The organism is Actinoplanes sp. TBRC 11911 (genome assembly GCF_012933445.1).
GTDB lineage: Bacteria > Actinomycetota > Actinomycetes > Mycobacteriales > Micromonosporaceae > Actinoplanes.
The window spans coordinates 276,072-292,200 of sequence record NZ_JABBNC010000007.1; the positions used below are offsets into that span (position 1 = coordinate 276,072).

Genomic DNA, 16,129 nt, shown 5'->3' on the forward strand with positions numbered 1-16,129 from the left:
AGGCCCCATCCCAGGCCGGCACCTCGTCGCGGAGTTGACGCGCGCCGCCTCTTCGCCTCGTCATTCTTGGAGCAGTTCCCCATGTCTAGCGTCAACCCGTTTGAAAGCCAGCGCCCGAGCGCCATGCCGTTCCAGCGCTACACGCCCTATCAGCAGCAGTTCCCGGTCGACCTGCCGGATCGTCAATGGCCCGCGAGGCGTACCGAAAAAGCGCCTCGGTGGTGTGCGGTCGACCTGCGCGACGGCAACCAGGCGTTAATCGATCCGATGTCGCCCGAGCGCAAGAAACGCATGTTCATGCTGCTGGTGCAGATGGGCTACAAGGAGATCGAGGTCGGCTTCCCGTCCGCCTCGCAGACCGACTTCGACTTCATCCGCCAGCTCATCGAGCACGATCTGATCCCCGACGACGTGACGATCCAGGTGCTGACCCAGTGCCGGGAGCACCTGATCGACCGCACGTTCCAGTCGATCCGCGGCGCCAAACGCGCCATCGTGCACTTCTACAACTCGACGTCCACGCTGCAGCGGCGGGTCGTGTTCGGCCTGGACAAGGACGGCATCACCGACATCGCGACCAGCGGGGCCCGGCTCTGCCAGAAGTACGCGGAGATCCACACCCCGGACACGCAGATCTTCTACGAGTACTCGCCGGAGTCGTACACGGGAACCGAGCTGGACTACGCGCTCGAGGTCTGCTCGGCGGTCATCGACGTCATCGACCCGACGCCGGACCGGCCGCTGATCATCAACCTGCCGGCGACGGTCGAGATGGCCACCCCCAACGTGTACGCCGACTCGATCGAGTGGATGCACCGCAATCTGCCTAGGCGCGACTCCGTGGTGCTGTCGCTGCACCCGCACAACGACCGGGGCACCGCCGTCGGGGCCGCCGAGTTAGGCGTGCTGGCCGGCGCCGACCGGGTCGAGGGCTGCCTGTTCGGCAACGGCGAGCGCACCGGCAACGTCGACCTGGTCACGCTCGGGATGAACCTGTTCTCGCAGGGCATCGACCCGATGATCGACTTCTCCGACATCGACGAGGTCAAGCGGACCGTCGAGTACTGCAACCAGCTGCCCGTGCATGAGCGTCACCCGTACGTGGGCGATCTGGTCTACACCGCCTTCTCCGGCTCCCACCAGGACGCGATCAAGAAGGGCTTCGCCGCGCTGCAGGCCGACGCGGACGCCGCCGGTGTCGAGATCGACAAGTTCGCCTGGGGCGTGCCGTACCTGCCGATCGACCCGAAGGACCTGGGCCGCAGCTACGAGGCCGTGATCCGGGTCAACTCGCAGTCCGGCAAGGGCGGCGTGGCGTACATCATGAAGGAGGAGCACAAGCTCGACCTGCCGCGCCGGCTGCAGATCGAGTTCTCCGGCGTGGTGCAGCACCACACTGACGAAGAGGGCGGCGAGGTCTCGCCGCAAGAGATGTGGGACATCTTCGCGGGCGAATACCTGGTGGAGCACCAGATGTCCACGGCCTTCAAGGTGGAGGCGTACAGCACGGCCACCGTGGACGGAAAGGTGGAGATCGACGTCGAGATCTTCCACCGGGGCGTACGCCGTCCGCTGGTCGGCGTCGGTACCGGCCCGATCGACGCGTTCGTGCAGGCCGTCGAGCCACTGGGGATCAACGCGCGGGTGCTGGACTATCAGGAGCACGCGCTGACCTCCGGCGGTGACGCGCAGGCCGCGGCGTACGTGGAAGTCGAGGTTGGAGACATCACGGTCTGGGGTGTCGGCGTCGACGCGAACATCGTCAGCGCTTCCATCAAGGCAGTGACCAGCGCCATCAACCGGGCGCGCTGAGCTCGACGGGCGGAGTGGGCACGCCGGCCCTACCCTGAAGGCGTGCCCCTCCCCCGATTTGCCGCACCGCTCCTCGCCGCCGTCCTCACGCTGACCGCCTGCCAGCAGGTCCCGATCGCCACCGGGCCGCCCGCGCCGGGCGACGGTTCCTCGGTGGAATCCCAGCTGGACAGTCTCCAGGTGGCCAAGGCCGGGTCCATGAAGGGCTACACCCGCGAGAAGTTCCCGCATTGGCGCAGCACCGGCGAGAATTGCGACGTCCGCGACTCGGTGCTCAAGCGGGACGGCACGAAGGTGAAGCTGTCCGGGTGCAATGTGGTCGCCGGGACATGGAAGAGCATCTACGACGGCAAGGTGCTCGACTCCCCGACGAAGGTCGACATCGACCACATGGTGCCGCTGGCCAACGCCTGGCGGTCCGGCGCCGCCGCGTGGACCACCGACAAGCGCTCCGACTTCGCCAACGACCTCGACGATCCGCAGCTCGTGGCGGTGTCGGCCGGCTCCAACCGGTCGAAGGGCGATCAGGACCCATCTACCTGGAAGCCCCCGGCGAAGGCCAGTTGGTGCGAGTATGCGGAGGACTGGATCGCGGTCAAGGCGCACTGGAAGCTCACCGTCACGACCGCCGAGAAATCCGCACTCTCCGACATGCTGGGAGCCTGCACATGATCAGCGACTTCACCGCGGGGCCGGGCGGGGTGATGACCGACGAGGTCGGCGTCGTCACCGGCGATCTGACACTGCGTTCCGAGTACGCCTCGGGCCAGGTCACGCTGCACGTTCAGTACAAGGACGCCGCCGAGTGGTACGCGCTGACCGGCGGCCGGGCGGCATTGCGGGATGCTGGCGACGTCACCGCCGTACACCAGATCGTCCTGGGCATCCTGAACCGCCCGGAGGGTTAGCGCTCCCGTTCGCTGCGCGCCGCCTGGTCCTTGCGCCCGCCGCGCCGCAGCCGATGCGGCCCCGTGTGGACGAACCCGCAAAAATGTCACACCCCCGTGCTCAACTCGGCCCCACCCAGAACCGGGTGGGGGTGGGCCGGGTCCTACAGCGCTGATTTCGCGAAATCCGGATGGCTGACATGTGCCGCCGCGCGTGCTGCTTCGCGACTTTGGCCGATGTCTCACCATGCAGTCAGCGAAGGCCACATGGTGAGCGATCGTCCGAACAGGACGGACGTTTTGCCCCTATTGGTAGCATTTCATAGGACGAGAAGACGCCCAGGTTCGAGACCTTGATACTTACGCCCATATTCGAGCCCTAACTCTCCAAGGTCTCGAAAATTGGGCGGCCGGCATCGAGATCGGCCAGGCCGAAGGTTACAAAAGCCACTATAGCGACATTAGAGCGTAGGTTGAACCCGGCTTTGCGCCGCGAACGGCACACGGCGTTGTCGACTTGCCCGCCCAGCGGCGTAACCGGTGCCGGCCCGCGTTGCCGGTTCAAACGCCCGGCCGTGCAACCAGCGCCAACCCGCGTTACCAGTCCGCCCCAAAACGCCGCCGCCGCCCCACCCTGATCACGGCGGGACGGCAGTCGAGGCGTACGGGAAATCAGGCGGGAGTGGCGGCCGGGCGGCGACCAGCGACGGTCTCGTCGTTCACCACCGGGAAGTGGCAGGCCGTCAGGTGCGACTCGGGGTCGTCCAGCCGGGTGATCAGAGGCGGCTCTTCGGTCGCGCAGATCTCCTGAGCCTTCCAGCAACGGGTGCGGAACCGGCAACCGGACGGCGGGTTGATCGGGCTCGGCACGTCACCGGTGAGCAGCACCCGCTCACGCTGGGCACGGTCCCGGCGCACCGGGTCGGGCACCGGCACTGCCGACATCAAGGCCACCGTGTACGGGTGACGCGGGTTCTTGTAGAGGTCGTCCCGGTCGGCCACCTCGACGATCTTGCCGAGGTACATGACCGCGACCCGGTCCGAGATGTGCCGCACCACGGACAGGTCGTGCGCGATGAACAGGTACGTCAGGTTGAACTCGCGCTGCAGGTCCTCCATGAGGTTCACGACCTGCGCCTGGATCGACACGTCGAGCGCGGAGACCGGCTCGTCGGCGATGATCAGCTTGGGTCGCAGCGCGAGCGCCCGGGCGATCCCGATGCGCTGGCGCTGACCGCCGGAGAACTCGTGCGGGTACCGGTTGTAGTGCTCCGGGTTCAGGCCCACCAGCGCCAGCAGATCCTGAACGGCCTTCTTGACGCCGTTCGGGGTCGGGATGTTCTGGATCTGCAGCGGCGCCGAGATGATCGCGCCGACCGTGTGCCGCGGGTTCAGCGACGAGTACGGGTCCTGGAAGATCATCTGGACATCGCGGCGCAGCGGGCGCATCTGCGTCACCGACTTGTGCGAGATGTCCTCGCCCTCGAAGGTGATCGTGCCGGCGGTCGGTTCCAGAATCCGGGTGAACAGGCGGCCGGCCGTCGACTTGCCGGAGCCGGACTCACCGACCAGACCCAGGGTCTCGCCGGTGCGGATGCTCAAGTCGATGCCGTCGACCGCGCGCACCGCGCCGATCTGCCGCTTGAACAGGCCCTTCGTGATCGGGAAGTGCTTCTCCACCCCGGTCGCCTCGAGCAGGTTCTCGCTCATCTTTCCGTCACTTCCGCTCACAGGTTGGGTCGCACTTCCTGCTGGAAGATCCGCGGACGGTCGTCTTCCGGCAGGTGGCAGGCAACCGGGTGCCGGGGCCCGCCAAGCAAGGGGATCTCGGTGAAGCACCTGTCGCCGTTGCGCTCCGCGAACGGGCAACGCGGGTGGAAGGAGCACCCGCTCGGCAGGTTGATCAGGCTCGGCGGTGAGCCCTTGACCGGGTTCAGGCGATCGCGCACCTCACGGTCGAGGCGCGGCATCGAGCCCAGCAGACCCCAGGTGTACGGGTGTTCGGGCGCCTGGAACAGGTCGACGGCGGGACCCTTCTCAATGATCTTGCCGCCGTACATGACCAGGACGTCGTCGGCCAGCTCGGCCACCACGCCCAGGTCATGGGTGATCATGATGACCGCGGAGCCGAACTCCTCCTGCAGGTCCCGGATCAGGTCGAGGATCTGCGCCTGCACGGTGACGTCCAGCGCCGTGGTCGGCTCGTCCGCGATGAGCAGCGCCGGGTCGTTGACCAGCGCCATGGCGATCATCGCGCGCTGCCGCATACCACCGGAGAACTGGTGGGCGTAGTCGTTGAAGCGCCGCTCCGGCTGCGGGATGCCGACCCGGGCGAGCATGTCGATCGCCCGTTCCCGGGCGACCTTCTTGTTCACACCGGGGTGGTGCACGCGGTACGCCTCGACGATCTGCGAACCGACCGTGAAGTACGGGTGCATGGCGCTCAGCGGATCCTGGAAGATCATCGACATCTTGCCGCCGCGCAGCTTGCGGACGTCCTCGTCCGTCGCGGTGACGAGTTCCTGGTCTTCCAGCCAGATCTCGCCGCTGACCTTGGCGTTGCTCCGGGTGCGGTGCAGGCCGAGGATGCCGAGCGAGGTGACGCTCTTGCCGGAGCCGGACTCGCCCACGATGCCGAGGGTCTTGCCCTTCTCCAGCGTGAACGAGGACTCGGTGACCGCCTGGACGATGCCGTCGTCGGTCTCGAACCGGATCGTCAGATCCTTCACTTCGAGGAACGGTCGTGAGGCCGGGGTGCCGATGGACACGTGACTCTTCCTCTCAGGCCAGCCGCACGCGCGGATCGATGACGCCGTACACCAGGTCGACGACGAAGTTCGCGGCGACGATGAAGAACGCCGCGATCAGCGTGACACCCAAGATAACCGGCAGATCGTTGCCACGGATCGCGGTGAGTGCCTGGTAACCAAGGCCACGCAGGTTGAAGACGTTCTCGGTCAGGATCGCGCCGCCGAGCAGCGCACCCAGGTCCAGACCGAAGATCGTGACGATCGGGGTCAGGCCGGACCGCAGTGCGTGCTTGCCGATGACCGATCTCTCCCGCAGACCCTTCGCCCGGGCGGTACGGATGTAGTCCTCGCCCAGGGTCTCCAGCATGTTCGCCCGGGTCAGCCGGGCGTACGTGGCGGCGAACAGGAACGCCAGCGTGACCCACGGCAGGATCAGCGAGACGAACCAGTCCCCCGGATTTTGTGTCAGTGGTACGTAATTACTTTCCGGCAGCCAGCCCAGCCATCGGATGAAGATGGCGGAGGCGAGCAGGCCGGTGAAGTAGACAGGTAGCGAGACTCCGGCCAATGCCACTGTCATCGCGCCTCTATCCGCGAAACTCCCTCTTCGGAGAGCGGACAGGACGCCGATCGCTACACCCATCAAGACCCAGAGGATCGCCGCTCCCACCGCCAGCGAGAGCGTGACCGAGAGGTCGCCGACCAGTAGCGGCGTGACCTCCTGGTCGGTCTTGAACGAGTACCCGAGGCAGGGCGCCGGGCAGTGCGTGATGTCGTTCCCGTTCACGTAGTCCCGGCCGGCCACCAGGCCCTTGAGGAACTTGCCGTACTGCACCGGGATCGGGTCGTTCAAGCCGAGCTTGATGCGAATGCCCTGGACCGATGCCGGGTCCGAGTTCTTGCCGATGTAGAGGAGCGCGGGATCGCTTCCGGTGAGCTTGGGCACCATGAAGAAGATCGCGAAGGTCACCGCCGTGACCACGAGCAGCGTAATGATCGAATTGATCACGCGGCGGATGATGTAAGCCAGCACGACGTTCGGCCTAAGGAGAGGCGGGCATCAGAACCTCGACCATGAGGATCCGATGCCCGCCCTTCCGGGGGCGGCCTTCACCAACCCTTCAAAAACCCGTTGCTTACCGGGACTTGCTCACCTAATTCGAATTACTTGCCGTCGCTGACGCCGAGAGCCTGGAAGTCCAGCATCCCGAAGGCGTCATGGATGTAGGCGTTCGTCAGCCGCGGGTTACGCGGGTTGAGCGCCTTGTCGACCGTGAAGGGCAGAACGTACGCGCCCTCCATGACCTTGTGGTTGATCTGGGCGTAGATGTCGGCCGCCTTGGCCGGATCGGTCTCCGCCGTTGCCTGGTCGAACAGCCCGTTGATCGTCGGGTCGTTGATTTCGGCGCGGTTGAAGTTACCGTTCTTCACGATGAATCGACCATCCGCCAGCGGCTTCAGGTAACCGGCGCCGGTCGGGTAGTCAGCACCCCAACCGGTGATGATGGCGCCCCAGCCCTTCTGCTTCACGACCGAGGGCGAGCCACCGAGCGACGAGTCCTGCGCGCCGTCGTACTGGTCGATCGACGCGTTGATGCCGACGGCCTTGAGCGCCGCCTGCAGCGCCTCAGCGGTCTTGACCTCGGCGGGACGGTTGTTCCGGACCGCGATCTTCATGTCGAAGCCGTTCGGCTTGCCACACTTGGCCAGCTCCTGCTTCGCCAGGTCCGGCTGCGCCTTGCCCTGCTTGCGGTTGAACGGGTCGTAGTTCTGGTCCGAACCCGCGATGTTCGGCGGCAGCAGGTTGGTGCCGATGTCGCCGGCCGCGAACGGGCCACCACGGGCAGCCTGGATCGTGGTCGGGTCAGCGGCGTAGATCACGGCCTTGCGGCAGTCGATGTTGTCCATCGGCGGCACGCCGGCCACCAGCGACGCGAAGCGGAGGAAGCCGGTGTACGTGGCATCCGAGTACGCCTTCAGGCTCGGGTCGCTGAGCAGCTTGGTCCGCGCGCCGGCCTGCACACCGGTCTGGCCGACGTCGAGGTCCGCGGTGCGGGCCAGGAGACGGTTGTCCAGGTCGTCCGCGTTGGTGGTGATGGTCAGCGTGATCTTGTCCGGCAGAGCCTTGCGGATCGGGTCGGTGGCCGGGTCCCAGTTCGGGTTCCGGGTCCACGTGTAGCTCTTACCGGGCTGCAGCGCCGACTTGTCCGCGAACATGTACGGACCCGAGGACGCCGGGAACGAACCGTACTGGGCGCCGGTGTCCCGCTTCTGCGGCACCGGGCCGGAGCCCGGCATCGCCAGCAGGTACAGGAAGTCCGAGTCGGGCTTCTGCAGCTTGAAGCTGATGGTCTTGTCGTCCGGCGTCTGCACCGACTTCAAGCCCAGCTTGTTCGGGTCCTTGTCCTTGTACGGGCCGGGGTAGTTCTGCCCCTGGTCCAGCAGGTTCGGCAGGTAGTACGGGCCGCCGGGGACCGTGTCCTGCGCCCAGACCCGCTCGATGCCGTACTTGATGTCCTTGGACGTGATCGGCGTGCCGTCGTCGAACTTGAGGCCGTCACGCAGCTTGAACGTGTAGCTCGTCCCGTCCGCGCTGATCTCCGGCTCCGAGGCCGCGAGGTCCGGAACCAGCTTGAGGCCGTCCTTGCCCGGCGCCGGCGCGTAGTCGACCAGCTTGCGGGTGTAGAGACGGTTCAGGTTCCAGACGAACGCGTAGTACCCACGAACCGGGTCCAGCGAGTCGACGTCCTGCGACCCCCAGAGGTTCAGGGTGCCGCCCTTTTGCGTGCTGGGGTTTACGACGCTCGTGGCCGCGGCGTTGAACTCGGACTTGCCGCTTGTCGAGCCGCCACCACTGTTGTCGTCTCCCCCACCGCCGCACGCGGCGCTGGTTAAGCCCAGTGCCAGGGCGACGCCTGTCGCCGCCAGCACCCTTGTCTTTGTTGCCACCTGTTTTCTCCTACCTCCTCGAACAGCGGACTTGCCAGGTCCGCGAATCATGCAGTGAATGCGCCGGGCTCGTCAGCGAGCCTTCGGGTCCAGCGCGTCGCGCAAGCCGTCACCGAAGAGGTTGAAGGCAAGCACGGTAATGAAGATCATCCCGCCTGGGATGATCATGTACATGGGGTCGATTGAGTAGAAGGCCACCGCGTCCGACAGCATGCCGCCCCACGACGGGTTCGGCGGCGGGATACCGACGCCGAGGAAGCTCAAGGCCGCCTCGGTCAGGATGTTGGTCGGAATGATCAGCGTCGTGTAGACGAGGATCGGTGCGGCCAGGTTCGGTAAAAGCTCGCGGAAGAGGATGCGCGGCGAGCGGGCGCCGAGGCTGCGAGACGCCTCCACGAACTCCCGTTCGCGCAGCGACAAGGTCTGTCCGCGCACGATACGGCCGATGTACGGCCAGCCGAAGAACCCGATGACGCCGACCAGCACGAGGACCCGCGACCAGCGGTCGCCGAGTCCGAGGATGGTGTCGGGCAGCACCGAGACCAGGGCGATGGCGAAGAGCAGCTGGGGGAAAGCCAGCAGGAAGTCCATGACGCGGCTGATCACCGAGTCGACCCAGCCACCGAGGAAGCCGGCGGCCAGACCGAAGATCGTGCCGATCGCCGTCGAAACGAAGGCGGACAGGAACGCGACCGTCAAGGAGGTCTGCGCCCCGTACAGGATCCGGCCGAAGATGTCGCGACCCGAGGTCGGCTCGACACCCAGCAGGAAGTGACGGCTGATTCCGCCGAGCTTCCCCAGTGGGGTACTCAGCGTCGGATCAATCTGATCGACGTGATACTCGTCGATCGGATGTCCCCACAACCGGGTGAGGACGGGGGCCAGAATCGCGACCACGATCAGGAAGATGACGACGATGCCACCTGCGAGCGCGACTTTATCTTTCTTCAGGCGGCGCCAAGCGATCTGCTTCAGCGAGCGCCCGGCAATAGCCTTTTCGCCGCGGTCTCGCTCCTCGGCCGCGTCGGCGGTAGGGGTCGTCGTCTCGTCAGTGATCGACGCCTCTGGGCCAAGCGACATCTACTCGCCGGTCCTTCCCCGGCCACCGATCGGGCGAGGAATCCACGGCCACCGGTTCAGGGTTCAGCAAAACCCCATTGGCCGGAGACGATGGCCCACGCAGCGAACGGCAACCGATCGGTTATCGCATGCCTCGAGTGCCGTCCCCCGTCAACGCGGCCAGATGAGACCGAGCCACGAGGGCACTCGACGACGGGTGTGCCGTCATCGCAAGGAACACTCACTTACTACTGTGCCTCAGGTCAAGTTCACAGGTCGTACACGGGCGGTTCTGTGTCGTCGTCGTGATGTGACCGTGACCTGGCGCCACCGGCCTTGCTGGCGCCACCTGGGCGATGTCCTGGAAACAGTGATTACGGGCGAAATTGGTGGCCCAACGTGGTCGATCCGTTACGAAATGTAGACCTAGACTTCACGTCGGCCCTCAAAAGCGCGACCGAGCGTAATCTCATCGGCATACTCTAAGTCACCACCGACCGGCAAACCGCTGGCCAACCGGGTCACCGCGATCCCCATCGGCTTGACCATTAGAGCCAAATACGTGGCGGTTGCCTCACCCTCCGTATTTGGATCTGTGGCGAGAATCAACTCCTTTACCTCGCCCGTTCCGAGACGAAGCAGCAGCTCGCGGATGTGGAGGTTATCCGGACCGACCCCCTCGAGCGGGTTAATGGCCCCACCCAAAACGTGATAGCGGCCACGGAACTCCCCGGTCCGCTCGATCGCCACGATGTCCTTGGGTTCCTCGACCACACAGAGCACTTCGTTCGTACGGCGTGGGTCGCGGCAGACCCGGCACTGCTCTTCCTCGGCCACGTTGAAACAAGTCGTACAAAAGCGCACCTGCTCCTTGACCTTGCGCAGGGCGACGGTTAGCCGATTGACGTCCGCGGGGTCGGCCGAAAGGACATGAAAAGCGATCCGTTGGGCGCTCTTCGGTCCGACGCCCGGGAGCCGGCCCAGCTCGTCGATCAGGTCTTGGATGGCGCCTTCGTACACGGGATCAGAACCCCGGCAGGGTCAGGCCACCGGTGGCCGGGCCCATCTTCGCTTCGGTGAGCTCGCGCTGCGCCTCGGCGGCGTTGTGGATCGCGGCGAGCAGGAGGTCCTCGAGGGTCTCCACGTCGTCCGGGTCGACCGCCTTGGGATCGATCGTCACCGACTTGAACTCGCCCAGCCCCGTCACCACGACGCTCACCAGCCCACCCCCGGCGGTGCCGGTCAGCTCGGCGGCGGCCAGCTCGGCCTGAGCCTCCGCGACCTGCTGCTGCATCTTCTGCGCCTGCTTCATGATCTGCTGCATGTTCGGCTGGCCACCGGGGCGCATAACACCGCTCCTCAAGCTAAGAGACGTCACAGCCGTCAATAACCCACGGCCGGCGAAAGTAATCGCCGCCCAGCGTAGCCGCCCCTGACCCCACCGCCCTCACACGCCACCGGCGCCGGGCGCGCCCCGGGCCGAGGGGCTCAGACCTCACCGATCTTCTCCGCGCCGAACGCGTCCTGAAGTAAGCGCATCGCCTGCTGCTCACTGCTCTCCCGGGCGGTCTTCTCATCGATCACGTCGTCGAGCGGCTCGTCCCCCGGGTCAAACCCTTCGAAGCTCCCCCGAGGCGGCGGCCCGTCGTACTCCGGGTCGTAGGGCGCTTCTTCCGCAGGCCCGCCATCCGCCCAGGGTGCGTTGCCGGCCTTCGCCCCGGCGGCCCCCCGCGTGGGCGAGTTACCGGCCGCCGCGCCCCGCGCGGGCGAGTTACCGCCCGCCGCGGCTCGCGCAGCAGAGTTACCGGCCGCCGCTGCTGGCTGCGCCGGAGAGTTGGTCGCTGTCGGGCGGCCCCCGGAGTTGCCGGCCGCCGCGGCCGCCGCCCTGGCAGCCGCCAACCCACTACTGGGAATCTGAGGCGACGAGGCGACCCGGGCTGGCTGGGCCGGCGGCGCGACCCGAGGCGGCGGCGCGGCCGGCGGCGGCTTGGCCACCGCGGCGGCCGAGCCCGGCGCACTGCCGCCGGCCGCCGACGCACTCTCGTCAGGACGGGCAGCCGAGCCGGCCGCGGCAGAATCACCGGCTGACGCCCGCGCACCCGAACCGGCCAAGTGAGTACCGTCCACGCCAGAGCCAGCCACCGACCCGCCCACACCTGTCGGCCCGGTCGCGCCAGGACCAGCCACCGACCCGCCCACACCCGTTGACCCGGTCGCGCCAGGACCAGCCACCGACCCGGCCGTGCCGGAACCGACCGCCGCTGACCCGCCCACGCCGCTGGAACCGGGCGATGAACCGGCCGCGCCGGAACCAGCCACCGAAGCGGACGTCCCGGGGCTGGCGGCTGACGCCGTCGCGCCGGTATCAGCCGCCGCCGCATTCGCGACGGGATCAGCCGGCGCCGGCTCACCGATCGCGCGGACCTCCGGCCAGTCCTCGTCAGCCGATTCGTTTGGGAGGCCGTCGGAAGACGAAGACAGCCCGCCGGGTTTGGCCGGTTCCGGCCAGTCGTCGTCGCCGCCGGACGACGCGGGGGCATCCGCCTCACGCCGGCGGCTCTGCGGGGGCCGCGGCGCGGCAGCCTGCTGTGCACCCGGCGCGGTCGGCGCCGTGCGTCCCGGTCCGACGCCGGCGGATCCCGCGTCGTTTCCGCGGCCGCCCGACGCCCCTCGGCCCGAGGCGTTCCGCGGAGCCGGAGCCGGGGACGTCGCGCCCCCGTCGCCGGACACCTCGCAGCGGATCTCCCAACGCCCGCCCAGCGCCTCGTAAAGCGCATCGGCCACCGTCGGCGAAGCGGGCGCCACCATCTCGGCGTGCTTCGGGTACCGGAACGTCAGGGTCACGGTCCGCCCGTCGAAGTCGCGCACCACGGCACCGGCGAGCAGCGCGGACAGCCGCTTACTCTGCCGCCCGATGGCCGCCACGATCTCCGGCCAGACTTCGCGCACCGCAGCCGCCGTGAGCTGCCCGGGAACCGCGTCCTCAAGAGCCGCCGCCGCCGGTTCCTCCGGGGCATCCGGCATCACCCCGGCCGGCTCCACCCGGCGCGCCTCCCGCGGCGCGTCGTCCGGTTCCACCCGGCTCAGCTCCGGCGACGCCCCAACGGCTTCCACCCGGCTCGGCACAGGCGAGACCCCGGCAGGCTCCGCCCGGGCCGGCTCAGGCGAGACCCCGGCGTGCTCCACGTGGCTCGGCTCTGGCGGCTCCGGCTCGGAGTCCCACGGCGGCTCGTCGTCATAGTCGTCCGGCTCAACGATGCGGGTGCCACGCTCGGAAACGGCGGTGGCAGACAGACCCTCGGTGATCTGCTCAGCGCTCGGCGAAGGCGAGGCGGACACGGGCGAGGCGGCAACCGACGCAGCAGTCGCGGGCACAGCGGAGGCCAGCGCAACAGCCGCAGACGCGGAAGCCGCGGCCGCGTCGCTCGGCCCACCCTCTGCCTGTCCGGCCGGAACCGGCTCGTCGTCGCCCTCGACCTGGTCTCCGGAGTCACCCGTCGGAGCAGCCGGCCTCGCCGCGGCGGGCGCTCGCCGCCCAGCAGCCCCGGCTGTGCCTCCGCCGCCAGCCCCGGTCCCAGCGGATCGGCGACCGGCCGCGGCCGCTGCGGCGCGTGCCGCCGACAACCCGCCGCCGCCCGCACCCGCGGGCCCACCGGCAACGGCGACCGCCCCGTCGGACACGGCCGAACCGTTCGACGCGGCGACGGCGGGCTCGGCCTCCACGCGTACGGGGGAATCGCCGCTCAGCGTCAGGCGCCGCTCGATGCGCTCCAGGCGCTGGAGCAGGGCGCCGCTCGAATCGTCGGCGCCGGGCAGCAGCATGCGGGCCGTGATCAGCTCGAGGAGCAGGCGTGGTGCGGTTGTCCCGCGCATCTCGACCAGGCCGTTGTGCATGATGTCGGCGCATCGGGACAGCGTCGCCGGGCCCAGACGGGTGGCCTGAGCGCTCATCGTCTCGACCTGGTCGGCCGGGCCGTCGATCAGGCCCTTCGCCACGGCGTCCGGCACCTGCTGCAGGATGATCAGGTCGCGGAAGCGTTCGAGCAGGTCGGACGCGAACCGCCGCGCGTCGTGACCGGCCTCGGCAACCCGGTCGATCGTCGAATAGGCCGCGGCGCCGTCGCCGGCCGCCAGCGCGTCGCACATCTCGTCGATCAGGGCCACGTCGGTGACGCCGAGCAGTGAGACCGCCCGCGAATAGCTCACGCCGTCCGGTCCGGCGCCGGCGATCAGCTGGTCGAGCACCGAGAGCGTGTCTCGGGCGCTGCCCCCGCCGGCCCGCACCACCAGCGGGAAGACCGCCGGCTCGACCGCGACGCCCTCGGCCTCGGTGAGCTGCTGGAGGTAGGGCCGCAGGACCGCGGGCGGAATCAGCCGGAAGGGGTAATGGTGCGTCCGCGACTTGATCGTCCCGAGCACCTTTTCCGGCTCGGTGGTCGCGAAGATGAACTTCACGTACTCCGGCGGCTCCTCGACGAGCTTGAGCAGCGCGTTGAAGCCGGCCGACGAGACCATGTGCGCCTCGTCGATCACGTAGATCTTGTAGCGGCTGCTGGCGGGCGCGAAGAACGCCTTTTCCCGCAGGTCACGGGCGTCGTCGACACCACCGTGGCTGGCCGCGTCGATCTCGATGACGTCGATCGAGCCGGGACCGTCGTTCGCCAGCGCGCGGCACGACGCACAGACCCCACACGGCTCGGGCGTGGGCCCCTGCTCGCAGTTGAGCGAGCGGGCCAGGATGCGCGCGCTCGACGTCTTGCCACAGCCACGCGGCCCGGAGAAGAGGTAGGCGTGGTGCAGCCGCCCGCTGCGCAGGGCCTGCGACAACGGCTCGGTGACGTGCTCCTGGCCGATGAGCTCCGCAAAGGTCCGCGGACGGTACTTGCGGTAAAGCGCGAGTGCCACTCTGCCCTGCCCCTCCTTGACGACCGCGCCATTGTCCGTCGGGGGTATGACAAGAACCAACTGTGTCGCGCGGGGGTGTCGCCCGGGACGCCAGCAGACAAAAAGGGCCCCCCGTGCACCCGTCAGAGCCCGCTTATCCTTGCTGCCTTCCGGCCCTGGGGAGGTTCACGAGATGCACGCCGCACGAGAGGCTCCTCAGAGCGTACCTGGTTCCCGCCCGCCGCGAAGGCCCCCTCCCCGGTTCACCACCGGGACGGCCTCTGTATCCTCTGTGACGGAGGATTCGCCTAGAGGCCTAGGGCGCACGCTTGGAAAGCGTGTTGGGTTCACACCCTCACGAGTTCGAATCTCGTATCCTCCGCCATCGACACGAAAGGCCGGACCTTTAAGGTCCGGCCTTTTTCCGGTACGCCTCCGCGGCGCCTCTCAGAGCTGCGCGGCAGCGATCGCGTCATCCACTTCGGGGAAGATCGCGAAGTACCGGCTCAGCCCGACCGTCTCCATCAGCCGTACGAGGAACGGGTTCGCCCCGGCGAAACTCAGCCACCCGCCGCGGGCCGTGATGACCTGCTTGCAGGTGATGAACGCGCTCAACCCCACCGAGTCGCAGAACTTCAGCTCGGTGAGGTCGACGACGATCCGGGGCACCGGCCGTTCCAGCAGGTCCGTGAGCGCCGACTGGAGTTTGCCGGCCGTGTCGGCGTCGAGTTCGCCCTTGAGGTGCAGTACGGCGACGTCGGAGCGGTGATCGGTGACTGTGGCCTGCATGGGTTCGCTTCCTGGCGGTGGGAACGGCAACCCAGGCTAGGTCCGGTCGACTAATTGTCATCGGACAAACGGTCCGGCGGAACGCGATCGGGCCGGACCCTCGCTGGGTCCGGCCCGATCGAAAAGTTTTGGCTGGCCGATGAAGTGGAGCGTGCGGCGCAGCCTGGCTCCTGGCGCTTAAAGCTTGCGCCACTGCCAGCGTGAACCTCGCCACGCGTCTGCCAGGATCATGGCGGAGGCATGACCTGGACATTGCTGCACCTTTGACTTGCCCTGCGGTCCGCCCATCTGAGCTTCCACTTCCCAGCGCTCGCCATCGGTGCGGATGTAGACGTCCCGGCGCGCGAGCCGGATGTCGCCATTCCACCAGTGATGCTCAACTCTCACGTGTCAAATCTAGGACAGAGGACACGCATCGGCGCCAGGCAATCTTGTGAAAGTTTCTCGCCAGCCGGTCGAAGCGCATTGTCTGATCCGGTGGTTTTCCGCGTGGCGACTTGCGCGGCAGGGGTTTATTTGGGCGGTACCGTGACAATCACCATCAGTGATTCATTCAGATGGTGAACGAAGCCGCGAGAGGCCGAAACGAAACCGTTACGCACAGGCCCTCTGATCTAGGAGAACGCCTGATCAACAAACTCGCAGCTCAGAGCCACTGCCCGACGATCTACACACACAGAGCGTGATATCCCCAGGTCAATTGCGCCACCCAATAGCCATCACCACATCGACAGCGTTCCACGTGATCAACCAGCGACTTTGCGTAACTTTCGGCCCCCGATTGATCCGCAACGCCTTTCCGGCCCCTCAGATCAAGTAGCGGCCGCAGCCACCAAAGACAAATCCGGACCATCCAGGCACCCCAGAAAAATCCCACCCCCACCAGAACTCAGCACGGCACATCGGGGCCAACGTGCGCAGAAGCCCAAGGTGTCGCGGGGTACAACGTGCCGCAGAAGCGCAACGTGCCACGGGGTACAACGTGCCGCAGAAGCGCAA

12 protein-coding genes, 1 tRNA gene, 1 other RNA gene and 1 pseudogene are annotated in these 16,129 nt (G+C 67.4%); 4 read left to right on the forward strand and 11 right to left on the reverse strand.

What is annotated here, in order from left to right:
* Window positions 1–81: 81 nt before the first annotated feature.
* The 3 genes and pseudogenes from leuA to HH310_RS13605 all read left to right on the forward strand — a co-directional run.
* Window positions 82–1,812: a 2-isopropylmalate synthase gene (leuA, locus tag HH310_RS13595; protein ID WP_169175866.1), complete on the forward strand. Its 1,731-nt coding sequence runs from the start codon at window positions 82–84 to the stop codon at window positions 1,810–1,812.
* Window positions 1,813–1,854: 42 nt separating this feature from the next.
* Window positions 1,855–2,484, forward strand: a complete 630-nt coding sequence (locus tag HH310_RS13600; protein WP_169175867.1) for an HNH endonuclease family protein — start codon at window positions 1,855–1,857, stop codon at window positions 2,482–2,484.
* 2 nt (window positions 2,485–2,486) lie between these two features.
* Window positions 2,487–2,720 (forward strand): annotated as a pseudogene (locus HH310_RS13605) (hypothetical protein); the annotation flags it as partial.
* 651 nt (window positions 2,721–3,371) lie between these two features.
* Here HH310_RS13605 and HH310_RS13610 read toward each other — a convergent pair.
* The 9 genes from HH310_RS13610 to ffs all read right to left on the reverse strand — a co-directional run bounded on the left by HH310_RS13610 (window position 3,372) and on the right by ffs (window position 14,557).
* Window positions 3,372–4,409, reverse strand: coding sequence for an ABC transporter ATP-binding protein (locus tag HH310_RS13610; RefSeq protein WP_169175869.1), 1,038 nt, complete (start codon window positions 4,407–4,409; stop codon window positions 3,372–3,374).
* A gap of 17 nt (window positions 4,410–4,426) precedes the next feature.
* On the reverse strand, window positions 4,427–5,467 hold the full coding sequence (locus HH310_RS13615; RefSeq protein WP_312034045.1) for an ABC transporter ATP-binding protein: 1,041 nt from the start codon (window positions 5,465–5,467) through the stop codon (window positions 4,427–4,429).
* 13 nt (window positions 5,468–5,480) lie between these two features.
* Window positions 5,481–6,482 carry an ABC transporter permease gene (locus HH310_RS13620; RefSeq protein ID WP_169175870.1) on the reverse strand — a complete coding sequence of 334 codons (1,002 nt, stop codon included), beginning with the start codon at window positions 6,480–6,482 and terminating at the stop codon, window positions 5,481–5,483.
* Between the two features lie 131 nt (window positions 6,483–6,613).
* Entirely contained in the window at window positions 6,614–8,398 is a 1,785-nt protein-coding gene (locus HH310_RS13625) for an ABC transporter substrate-binding protein (RefSeq protein WP_312034046.1), read from the reverse strand.
* A gap of 72 nt (window positions 8,399–8,470) precedes the next feature.
* Entirely contained in the window at window positions 8,471–9,478 is a 1,008-nt protein-coding gene (locus tag HH310_RS13630) for an ABC transporter permease (protein WP_169175872.1), read from the reverse strand.
* A gap of 405 nt (window positions 9,479–9,883) precedes the next feature.
* Window positions 9,884–10,477, reverse strand: a complete 594-nt coding sequence (recR, locus tag HH310_RS13635) for a recombination mediator RecR (protein WP_169175873.1) — start codon at window positions 10,475–10,477, stop codon at window positions 9,884–9,886.
* 4 nt (window positions 10,478–10,481) lie between these two features.
* Window positions 10,482–10,781, reverse strand: coding sequence for a YbaB/EbfC family nucleoid-associated protein (locus HH310_RS13640; protein ID WP_248293990.1), 300 nt, complete (start codon window positions 10,779–10,781; stop codon window positions 10,482–10,484).
* Window positions 10,782–10,945: 164 nt separating this feature from the next.
* The gene (locus tag HH310_RS13645) at window positions 10,946–14,362 is read right to left on the reverse strand and encodes a DNA polymerase III subunit gamma and tau (RefSeq protein ID WP_169175875.1); all 3,417 of its coding nucleotides are present in this window, start codon (window positions 14,360–14,362) and stop codon (window positions 10,946–10,948) included.
* Between the two features lie 100 nt (window positions 14,363–14,462).
* Window positions 14,463–14,557: signal recognition particle sRNA small type (gene ffs / locus HH310_RS13650), an RNA gene on the reverse strand.
* 81 nt (window positions 14,558–14,638) lie between these two features.
* Between ffs and HH310_RS13655 the strand changes: the two genes are divergently transcribed.
* A tRNA-Ser gene (locus HH310_RS13655) sits at window positions 14,639–14,726 on the forward strand.
* 62 nt (window positions 14,727–14,788) lie between these two features.
* On the opposite strand, the gene HH310_RS13660 is transcribed toward HH310_RS13655, so the two are convergent.
* Both HH310_RS13660 and HH310_RS13665 read right to left on the reverse strand, forming a co-directional pair.
* Complete coding sequence (locus HH310_RS13660) at window positions 14,789–15,130, reverse strand: STAS domain-containing protein (RefSeq protein WP_169175876.1); 342 nt, start codon at window positions 15,128–15,130, stop codon at window positions 14,789–14,791.
* Window positions 15,131–15,307: 177 nt separating this feature from the next.
* The gene (locus HH310_RS13665; protein ID WP_169175877.1) at window positions 15,308–15,517 is read right to left on the reverse strand and encodes a hypothetical protein; all 210 of its coding nucleotides are present in this window, start codon (window positions 15,515–15,517) and stop codon (window positions 15,308–15,310) included.
* Window positions 15,518–16,129 lie beyond the last annotated feature (612 nt).